Origin of the sequence: Kitasatospora sp. NBC_00458, assembly GCF_036013975.1 — a bacterium.
Taxonomy (GTDB): domain Bacteria; phylum Actinomycetota; class Actinomycetes; order Streptomycetales; family Streptomycetaceae; genus Kitasatospora.
The window spans coordinates 1039817-1050610 of the sequence record NZ_CP107904.1; the positions used below are offsets into that span (position 1 = coordinate 1039817).

Annotated in this window: 1 protein-coding gene; it reads right to left on the reverse strand. The window is 78.1% G+C overall.

The features are described from left to right. Positions 1 to 107 precede the first annotated feature (107 nt). Positions 108 to 10700: a type I polyketide synthase gene (locus OG550_RS03800; protein WP_327674476.1), complete on the reverse strand. Its 10593-nt coding sequence runs from the start codon at positions 10698 to 10700 to the stop codon at positions 108 to 110. Between the last annotated feature and the right edge of the window lie 94 nt (positions 10701 to 10794).

The window sequence follows — 10794 nt, forward strand, 5'->3', positions numbered from 1 at the left end:
CGTCGCGCGCAGATCGGCGGCGGTCTGCCGCAGGAAGTGCCGGAGCTTCTCTTCGTTGGACATGTGCCTACCCCTGTCGGTTCGAGATGCCTGGTGTGGACGACTGCTCAGGAGATCCCGAACTCCTCTCCGAGGATGTCGAACATCTCGTCGTCGGTCGCGCCGTCCAGGTCCCGGCCGGCCTCGGCCGCCTGGCGCGGGGTGCCGCGCAGCCGGGCCGCGAGTTCGGACAGGCGCGCGGCGACGCGTTCACGCTCCGCCGGGCCGTCGAGGGCCGACAGGTCGGCCTCCAGCCGGTCCAGTCCGTCGAGCGCCGACGCCCCGGGTGCGGTGTCGCCGAACAGCTCCCGGTCGAGGTGCTCGGCGAGCGCGTCCGAGGTGGGGTGGTCGAAGACCAGCGTGGTCGGCAGGGTCAGGCCGGTGGCCGCGGTGAGCCGGTTGCGCAGCCCGACGGCGGCCAGCGAGTCGAACCCGAGGTCGCGGAAGGGGCGTTCGGGCTCGATCTCGGCCGGGTCGGTGTGGCCGAGCTGGGCGGCGACCTCGGCCCGGACCAGGGCGAGCAGTTCGCGGTGCCGGTCCGCGCCGGACAGCCCGGCGAGGCGCTCGCGCAGCAGCTCGGGGGCGCCCGCACCGCTCCCGTCCTCGGGGGCGGCGCCGGTGTCCGCCGGGGTCGCGGCGGCGACCAGGTCCGCGATGAGCGGGCGCGGACGCGCGGCCGTGTAGCCGACCGCGAAGCGCGGCCAGTCGATGTCGGCGACCGTCACGCAGGTCAGGTCCTCCTCCAGTGCCTGGCGCAGGGCTTCGAGGGCGAGCTCGGGCGCCATCGCGGGCACCCCGATCCGGTCGAGCCGGGCGCCCGCCTCGCCGGCGGACATGCCCGCGCCGCCGCCCCAGCGGCCCCAGGCGATCGCGGTCGCGGCGGCGCCCCGGTCGCGGCGCCGGGCGGCGAGCGCGTCCAGGTAGGCGTTGGCGGCCGCGTAGGCGCCCTGGCCCGCGCCGCCCCACACCCCGGCGCCGGAGGTGAACAGGACGAAGGTGTCGGGCTCGTCCTCGCGCAGCAGCTCGTCCAGGACCAGCGCGCCGCCGACCTTGGCGGCGAGCGCCTCGTCGACGTCCTGGCGGGTCGTCAGGTCGAACGGCCCGCCGACCTCGGCGCCCGCCGCGTGGACGAGGGTGTCCACCCGCAGGCCGCGGGCCCGCAGGCCGTCGAGGAGGGCGGCGACCGCGGCGCGGTCGCTCACGTCGCACGCGGCGATCTCGACCTCGGCGCCGGCCGCCGTGAGCTCCTCGCGCAGCCGGGCCGCGCCGGGGGCGGCCCCGCCGCTGCGGCCGGCGAGGACGAGGTGTCCGACGCCCGCCCGGGCCAGCCAGTGCGCGACCCGCCCGCCCAGCGCGCCGGTGCCGCCGGTGACCAGCGCGGTCCGTCCGGGCTGCCAGGCGGCCTCGCGGGCGGACCGGCCCTCGGCGTGCGGCAGGCGGGCGAGCCGGCGGACGAAGACGCCCAGCGGGCGGACGGCGATCTCCTCATCGGCCGGGCCCGCGCCGAGCACGGCGGCGAGGGTCCCGGCCGCCCGGGCGTCGGCGGTCCCGGGCAGGTCGATAAGGCCGCCCCAGCGCCCCGGGTGTTCGAGGCCGACGACGCGGCCGAGGCCCTGGACGGCCGCCGCGACCGCGCTGAGCGGCGGTTCGCCCAGGACCGGCACCGCGCCCTGGGTGACGCACCACAGCGGCGCGTCGACACCGGCGTCGCCGAGGGCCTGCACGAGCGTCACGAAGGCCGCGAGGGCGGGGGCCGGGTCGGTCTCCGCCAGGTCGCCGACCGGCAGGGCGAGGACGCCCGCCAGCGGCCCGGCCCCGGCGGCCTCCCGCAGCCAGGCGGCGAGGTCGGCCCGCCGCGCCGGGAGCTCGTCGGCGTCCGGTGCGAGGACCTCGGCGCCGCGGCCGGTGAGCGCGCCGGTCACGGTGGCGCGCAGCGGGCCGGCGGCCGGACCCCGCGGTGTGACGACGAGCCACCGCCCGGTGAGCCGCTCGGGCACCGGCGGGGCGTCCGTCCACGGCTCCCACTGCTCGGCGTAGCGCCAGGTGCGCACCACCGACTCGGCCTGCTGCCTGGTCCGCCAGGCCGCCAGGGCGGGCTGGACGTCGCGCAGCGGGGCGTCCTCGGCGAGGCCGAGGAGGGCGGCGAGCCCGGTCGTGCCGGCTTCGGCGACGGTGTCCCACAGCCGGGCGTCGACGGGGTCGCCGGCCGGTGCGGCGGCGGGCCGCTTGGCCCGGCCGGGCAGGGCGGTGCCGGCGTCGGGGTCGAGCCAGTAGCGGCGGCCCTGGAAGGCGTAGGTCGGCAGGTCGACGCGGTGCACCCCGTCGTGGTGCAGCAGTCCGGCCCAGTCGACGGCCAGGCCGTGGGCGTAGCCGGCGGCGAGCGCGGCGACGAGCCGCCCCGGGCCGCCCTCGCCGCGGCGCAGGGTGTGCAGGACGGTGCCGCCCGCGCCCGCCTCGGCGATCAGGTCCTCCAGCGGGACGACCAGCCCGGGGTGCGGGCTGCACTCGACGAACACCGTGTGCCCGTCGGCGAGCGCCGCCCGCACGGCGGTGTCGAGGCGGACGGTGCCGCGCAGGTTGTCGTACCAGTACGGGCCGGTGAGTGTCGCGTGGTCGGTGACCGAGCCGCCGGTGACGGTCGAGTACATCGTCACCCGGCCCGGCTGCGGGGCGGTCCCCGCCAGCAGCTCGTGCAGTTCGTCCCGGAGGACGTCCATGTGCGCGGAGTGGGAGGCGTAGTCGACGGGGATCCAGCGGGCCCGCACGTCGGCGCGCTCGCAGTCGGCCGCGATCACGGACAGCGCCTCGACGGATCCGGAGAGCACCACGCTGGTGGGGCCGTTGACCGCGGCGAGCGACAACCGGGCGTCGCCCGCGACGAGTTCGGCGGCGCGTTCGGCGGTGACGCCGACCGAGAGCATCCCGCCGCCGACCGCGGAGACCTGCCGCAGCGCGCGGCTGCGGAGCACCGCGATCCGGGCGGCGTCCGCCAGCGGGAGGAGGCCCGCCACGTGCGCGGCGGCGATCTCGCCCTGCGAGTGGCCGATCACCGCGGCCGGGCGGACCCCGGCCGACTCCCACCAGCGCGCCAGGCCCACCATCACGGCGAACAGGGCCGGCTGGACGACGTCCACCCGGTCCAGCAGCGCCCCGGAGCCGTCGCGCAGCACCTCGGCCAGCGACCAGTCCGTCAGCGGGTCCATCACCGCCGCGCACTCGGCGACGGCGTCGGCGAACACCGGGCTGGTGGCGAGCAGTTCGGCGGCCATCCCGGCCCACTGCGAGCCCTGGCCCGGGAACACCAGCACCGGACCGGTGACCGTTCCTGCGCCGGGCCCGCCCGCGTCACCGGCGGCGACGGACGGGGCGGTCGACGCCGCCCCGTCGGCCAGCGCCCGCAGGCCGGCGGCGAGTTCGGCTCCGTCGCGGCCCCAGACGACCGCGCGGCGCTCCAGGGTGGCGCGCCCGGAGGCCAGCGACCACGCCACGTCCGCCGGGTCGGCGGCGGGGTGCGCGGCGGCCCACTCCCCCAGGCGGGCGGCCTGGGCCCGCAGCGCGCCCTCGGTGCGGGCGGACAGCACCCAGGGCACGACGCCCCCGAGGCCCGCCGGGTCGGCGGGGTCGGCCGGGTCGGCGGGGACTGCGGCGCCTTCCACGGTGGTCGCGGCGAGGGCCTCCGCCGGGGCGTCCGACGGCGCCTCCACAGCGGCGGGCACGGGCTGCGGCTCGGCGGGCGCGGACTGCGGCTCGGCCGGCGCCTGCTCCAGGATCACGTGCGCGTTGGTGCCGCTGATCCCGAACGAGGACACCGCGGCCCGGCGCGGCCGGTCCAGCTCGGGCCAGACCTGTTCCTCGGCCAGCAGCTCGACCCGGCCCGCCGACCAGTCCACGTGCGGCGACGGCGCGTCCACGTGCAGCGTCCGCGGCAGCACACCGTGCCGCATCGCCATCACCATCTTGATCACACCCGCCACACCCGCAGCAGCCTGGGTGTGACCGAAGTTCGACTTCACCGACCCCAGCCAGAGCGGCCGGTCCTCCGGCCGCCCCTGCCCGTAGGTGGCCAGCAGCGCCTGCGCCTCGATCGGGTCGCCCAGCGTGGTGCCGGTGCCGTGCGCCTCCACCGCGTCCACGTCCGCGGTGCCCAGGCCCGCGTTGGCCAGCGCCTGGCGGATCACCCGCTGCTGGGACGGCCCGTTCGGCGCGGTGAGGCCGTTCGACGCGCCGTCCTGGTTGATCGCCGAACCGCGCACCACGGCGAGCACCGGGTGCCCGTTGCGCCGCGCGTCGGACAGCCGCTCCAGCAGCAGCATGCCGATGCCCTCGCCCCACGCGGTGCCGTCCGCACCCGCCGCGAACGACTTGCAGCGGCCGTCCGGGGCCAGCCCGCGCTGGCGCGCGAACTCGACGAACACGCTCGGCGTCGACATGATCGTCACCCCGCCGGCGAGCGCGAGGTCGCACTCCCCGGTGCGCAGCGCGTGGGCCGCCCAGTGCAGCGAGACCAGCGAGGAGGAGCACGCCGAGTCGACGGTGACCGCCGCGCCCTCCAGGCCGAGCGTGTAGGCGACGCGGCCGGAGGCGACGCCGAAGGAGTTGCCGTTGCCGATGTACGCCTCCAGCTCGTCGTCGACGTTCTGCACCCGGCCGGCGGCGTAGTCCGCGTACATCAGCCCCGCGAAGACGGAGGTGTTGCTGCCGCGCAGCGACACCGGGTCGATGCCGGCGCGTTCGAACGCCTCCCAGGAGGTCTCCAGCAGCATGCGCTGCTGCGGGTCCATCGCCAGCGCCTCGCGCGGCGAGATGCCGAACAGCTCGGAGTCGAAGCGGTCGATGCCGCGCATGAACGCGCCCTCACGGGTGTAGCACCGCCCGGAGCGGTCCGGGTCCGGGTCGTACAGCTCGGCGAGGTCCCAGCCGCGGTCGGTCGGGAACGGCGCCACCGTGTCCACGCCGTCGGCCACGCAGCGCCAGAGGTCCTCGGGGCCGGCGATACCGCCCGGGAAGCGGCAGCTCATCGCGACGACGGCGATCGGCTCGTCGAGCACCCGGGCCCGGACGGCGGCCGGCGCCGGGGCGGAGCCGGGCAGGCTCAGCAGCCCGGTGCGCAGGAAGCGGGCGAGGGCGGTGGCGTTCGGGTAGTCGAACAGGACGGTCGCCGGGAGCCGCAGGCCGGTCGCGGCGTTGAGCCGGTTGCGCATCTCCAGCGCGGTCAGCGAGTCGAAGCCCAGCTCGGTGAAGGCCCGTTCGGGCGCGACCGCCTCCGGGCCGGGGTGGCCGAGGACCACGGCGGCCTGCCGGCGGGCCAGGTCGGTGAGCAGTTGCACCTGCTCCGTCTCCGGCCGGCCGGCCAGGCGCTGCGCCAGCTTGCGCGCGTCCTCGCCGCCGGAGCGGCGCTTCGCGGGGACCAGCCCGCTGAGGATCACCGGCAGCTCGTCGTCGAGCCGGCGCAGGGCCGCGAGGTCCAGGCGGACCGGGGCGAGCAGGGCCTCGCCGCGGGAGAGCGCGGCGTCGAACAGGGCGAGGCCCTGCCGGTCGGAGAGCGGCAGCACGCCGCTGCGGTTGATGCGCTGCCGGTCGGTGGCGGTGAAGTCGTCCTTCATCAGGCCGCTCTCCTCCTCCCACAGGCCCCAGGCGAGCGAGACGCCGGGCAGGCCGTGGGCCCGCCGGTGCTGGGCGAGGGCGTCCAGGTAGGCGTTGCCGGCCGCGTAGTTGGCCTGGCCGCGGCTGCCGATGACGCCGGCGACGGAGGAGTAGAGGACGAAGGCGGTGAGGTCCAGGCCGCGGGTGAGCTCGTGCAGGTGCGTCGCCGCGTCGACCTTGGGGCGCAGCACGGCGGCGACCCGTTCGGGCGTCAGCGCGCCGATCACGCCGTCGTCGACGACGCCGGCGGTGTGCACCACGCCGCGCAGCGGGTGCCCGGCGGGGACGCCGGCGAGCAGCGCGGCCAGCGCGTCCCGGTCGGCGGTGTCGCAGGCCGTCACCTCGACCTCGGCGCCCAGCCCGGTGAGTTCGGCGGCGAGTTCGGCGGCGCCGGGGGCCTGCGGCCCGCGGCGGCTGGTCAGCAGCAGCCGGCGGACTCCGTGCGCGGTCACCAGGTGGCGGGCCACCAGGGCGCCGAGGGCGCCCGTGCCGCCGGTGACCAGCACCGTCCCGTCGGGGCCGAAGGCGGGAGCGGCGGGAGCGGCGGTCCCGGCCGGGGCGCTGCGGGCGATCCTCGGGGCGTACAGGGTGCCCGCGCGCAGGGCCAGTTGGGGTTCGCCGGAGTCGGCGGCGGCCGCGGTGGCGACGGCGAGCGCCCGGGCGGACGCCTCGTCGCCGTCGACGTCGACCAGCACGATCCGCTCCGGGTTCTCCGACATCGCGGAGCGGACCAGCCCGCCGACGGCCGCGGCGGCGAGGTCGCGCACGGGGTCGTCGGCGCCGACGGACACCGCGCCGCGGGTGACCACCGCGAGGCGCGTACCGGCGAAGCGCGGGTCGGCGAGCCAGGCCTGGACCAGTGCCAGGGCCCGGTTCACGGCCGCGTGCACGTCCGCGACGGGCGGCAGGCCGGGGGCGCCCGCCACCGCGGCGTCCGCGCCGGGTCCGGTGCCCGGCCACGGGAGGACGACGACCTCGGGTACGGGTGCGCCGCCGTCGACCGCGGCCGTGAGCGCGGCCAGGTCCGCGTGGACGGCCGCGTCCAGGGCTCCGGCGAACGGTGCCGCGTCCCCGGCCACCGCCCACGTCCCCGGGCCGGGTACCGGAACGGCGCCCGGACGGGGCAGCGGCGTCCAGCGGACCTCGTACAGCGGGTCCTGGCGGGCCGTCGCGGCGGACCGCAGCTTCTCGGGCGAGACCGGGCGGACCGCGAGCGAGCCGACCTCGGCGACCGGCAGGCCGTCACGGTCGGCGAGGGTCAGGGCCACCGACTCCGGTCCGGTGCGCCGCAGCCGGACCCGGGCCGCGGCCGCGCCGGGGGCGAGCAGGCGGACGTCGCGCCAGGAGAACGGGAGCGACACCGGTCCGGCACCGGGGTCGGCGCGGTCGGCGAACGCCGCGATGCCGAGCAGGTGCTGGGTCGCGTCCATCAGGGCGGGGTGGGTGCCGAAGCGGTCGGCCTCGTGGGCGACGCCCTCGGGCAGCTCGACCTCCCCGTAGACCTCGTCGCCGCGCCGGGCGGCGGCGCGCACGCCGTGGAAGGCCGGGCCGTAGGTGACGCCGCTGTCGGCGAGCCAGTCGTAGAAGCCGTCGAGCGGGACGGGCTCGGTGCCGGCGGGCGGCCAGACGGCGAGGTCGGCGACGGGTGCGGCGCCGGGCGCGGGCTCGACCGTGCGGGCCAGGGTGCCCACGGCGTGCCGGGTCCACGGCTCGCCCGGGTCGTCCGTCCCGGGCCGCGAGTGGATCGCGACGGCGCTGCGTCCGTCCTCGTCGGGGGCCTCGACCCAGAGCTGGAGCTGGACGGCGCCGCGTTCGGCGAAGACCAGCGGCGCCTCCAGGGAGAGCTCCTCGACCAGCTCGCGGCCGGTCCGCCGGCCCGCGTGCAGCGCCAGTTCCAGGAAGGCCGTGCCGGGGAGCAGCACCGTCCCCAGCACCACGTGGTCGGCGAGCCACGGGTGGGTGTCGAGCGAGAGCAGGCCGGTGAACAGCGAGCCGTGGCCGTCGGCGAGTTGCACCACGGCGCCGAGCAGCGGGTGGTCCGCGGCGCCCTGGCCGAGGCCGGTCGCGTCGGTCGCGGCGACGCCCGCGTCGAGCCAGAAACGGCGCCGGTCGAACGCGTAGGTCGGCAGGTCGACACGGCGGCGTCCGCGGCCCGCACCGAGGGCGTCCCCGGCCGTGAGCGCCGCCCAGTCGACCGCCGCGCCGCGCACGAACGCCTGCCCCAGCGCGGCCAGCACTCCGGTCACCGCGTCCCGGTCGCGGTGCAGCGCGGCGATGGCCGCGACCGTCCCGGCCGCCTCCTCGGCGGCGAGGCACTCCGCGACCATCGGCGTCAGCGCGGCCTCCGGCCCGAGCTCCACGAAGGTGGTCACCCCGGCGGCCCGCAGCGCGCCGACCGCGTCGCCGAACCGGACCGTGCGCCGGAGGTGCTCGACCCAGTACGCCGGGTCGGCGAGCCGCTCCGGGGCGACGATCCCGCCCGTCACGTTGGAGGCCAGCGGGATCGCCGGGGCCCGGAGGCGCAGCCCCTCGACGACCCCGGCGAACTTCTCCAGGACCGGCTCCATCAGCGCGGAGTGGAAGGCGTGCGAGACCCTCAGCCGCGCGACCCGGCGGCCGCGGGCGGCGAACTCGGCGCGCACCCGCTCGACGGCCTCACCGGTGCCGGAGACCACCACGCTCGCCGGCCCGTTGACGGCGGCCAGTCCCACCTCGCCCGGCACCGCCGCCAGCACCGCGGCGGCCTCGGCCTCGGACGCGCCGACCGCGAGCATCGCGCCGCCGGCCGGCAGCGCGCCCATCAGGCGGGCCCGGGCGGCGACCAGGGTGACGGCGTCGTCCAGCGACAGGACCCCGGCGACGTGCGCGGCGGTGATCTCGCCGAGGGAGTGGCCGGCCACGTAGTCGGGTGCCGCCCCCCACGACGTCCACAGGCGGTAGAGGGCCACCTCGAAGGCGAACAGCGCGGGCTGGGCGACGCCGGTGGGCTCGGGCTCCGCCCGGTCGGCGGGCTCGGCCCGGCCGGTGCTCCCCGGGGTGCCCAGCACGGCGTCGAGGACGGAGAACGGGGTCACGCCCTCGAAGGCCGCGCAGACCTCGTCCAGTGCGGCGGCGAACACCGGGAAGGCGCCGTAGAGCTCCCGGCCGGTCCCGCGCGAGCGGGCGCCCTGGCCGGTGAAGAGGACCGCGGTCCGCCCCGGGCCGCGCCGCACGGCGCCGGTGACCACCGTCGCGCCGCCGCCCTCCACGGTGGCGGCGGGCCCGTCGGCCCCGTCCGCGAGGGCCGCGAGCCCGGCCGCCAGCTCGGCGGGCTCCCGGCCGACCAGCACCGCCCGGTGCTCCAGCACCGCCCGGCCCGAGGCCAGCGACCACGCCACGTCGGCCGGGTCGGCGCCGGGGTGTCCGGCGGCCCAGTCCCGCAGGCGGGCCGCCTGCGCCCGCAGCCCGGCCCCGGTGCGCGCCGAGACCACCCACGGGACGGCGCCGGGAGCGGCGCCGGGGACGGCCTCCGTCAGGACCGCAGGCGCGTCGGCCGCCGGTGCCTCGGCAGGCGGTGCGTCGGCGGCCGGTGCGTCGACGGGCGGTGCGTCGGCGGCCAGTGCGTCGGCAGGCAGTGCGTCCGCAGGCGGCTCGTCCGCGGTCAGCGACCCGTCCTCGGACGGCGCCTCCTCGATGATCACGTGCGCGTTGGTGCCGCTCACCCCGAACGAGGACACGCCGGCCCGGCGCACCCGCTCGCCCGCGGGCCAGGCCACCGGCTCGGTGAGCAGCTCGACGCGGCCCGCCTCCCAGTCGACCATCGGCGTGGGTTCGTCGACGTGCAGCGTGCGCGGCAGCACGCCGTGCCGCAGCGCCATGACCGTCTTGATCACGCCGGCCACGCCGGCCGCGGCCTGGGTGTGCCCGAGGTTGGACTTCACCGAGCCGAGGCGCAGCGGCCGGTCCGCGGGCCGCCCCTGCCCGTAGGTGGCGAGCAGTGCCTGGGCCTCGATCGGGTCGCCGAGCCGGGTGCCCGTGCCGTGCGCCTCGACGGCGTCGACGTCGGAGGGGTTCAGCCGCGCGCCGGCCAGCGCCTGCCGGATCACCCGCTCCTGGGCCAGGTCGTTGGGCGCGGTGAGGCCGTTCGACGCGCCGTCCTGGTTGACCGCGGAGCCGCGCACGACGGCGAGCACGGGGTGCCCGTTGCGGCGGGCGTCGGAGAGCCGCTCGACGAGCAGCATGCCGACGCCCTCGCTCCAGCCGGTGCCGTCGGCCGTCGCCGCGAAGGACTTGCAGCGGCCGTCCGCCGCGAGGCCGCGCTGGCGTGAGAACTCGTCGAACGCGCCCGGGGTGGCGAGCACGGTCGCGCCGCCGGCGAGCGCGAGGTCGCACTCGCCGGCGCGCAGCGCCTGGCACGCGAGGTGGAGGGCGACCAGCGAGGAGGAGCACGCGGTGTCGACGGTCACGGCCGCGCCTTCGAGCCCCAGCGCGTAGGCGATCCGGCCCGAGGCCACGCTGACCAGGCTGCCCGTCAGCAGGTGGCCCTCGACCTCCTTGGGGATGCTGGCGAGCCGGGACAGGTAGTCGCCGGCGATCACGCCGACGAACACGCCGGTCCGGCTGCCGCGCAGCGAGGTCGGGTCGATCCCGGCCCGTTCGAGGGTCTCCCAGGACGCCTCCAGCAGCAGCCGCTGCTGCGGGTCCATGGCGAGCGCCTCGCGCGGCGAGATCCCGAAGAAGTCGGGGTCGAAGTCGGCCGCGTCGTCCAGGAAGCCGCCCCGGTAGGAGGCCCCGCCGACGGTCTCGGTGTGCTCCCAGCCGCGCCCGGAGGGGATGCCGGTGATCGCGTCGGCGCCGCTGCGGACCAGCTCCCACAGCTCGTCCGGGGAGGTGACCCCGCCGGGGTAGCGGCACTGCATGCCGACGATGGCGACGGGCTCGTGCCACCGGTCCTCGGCGTCCCGGAGCCGGGTCCGGGTGTCGTGCAGCTCGGTCGCCGCCCGGCGCAGGTAGTCGCGAAGTTGCTCTTCGTTCGCCATCGGGTGTGCTCCGTGAGTGTCCGGGAGGACGGGTTGGCCCCAGCCCCGTGATTCGGTGGTCGGCGGGTCGGTCGGCGTCGGCGGTGGTCGGAAG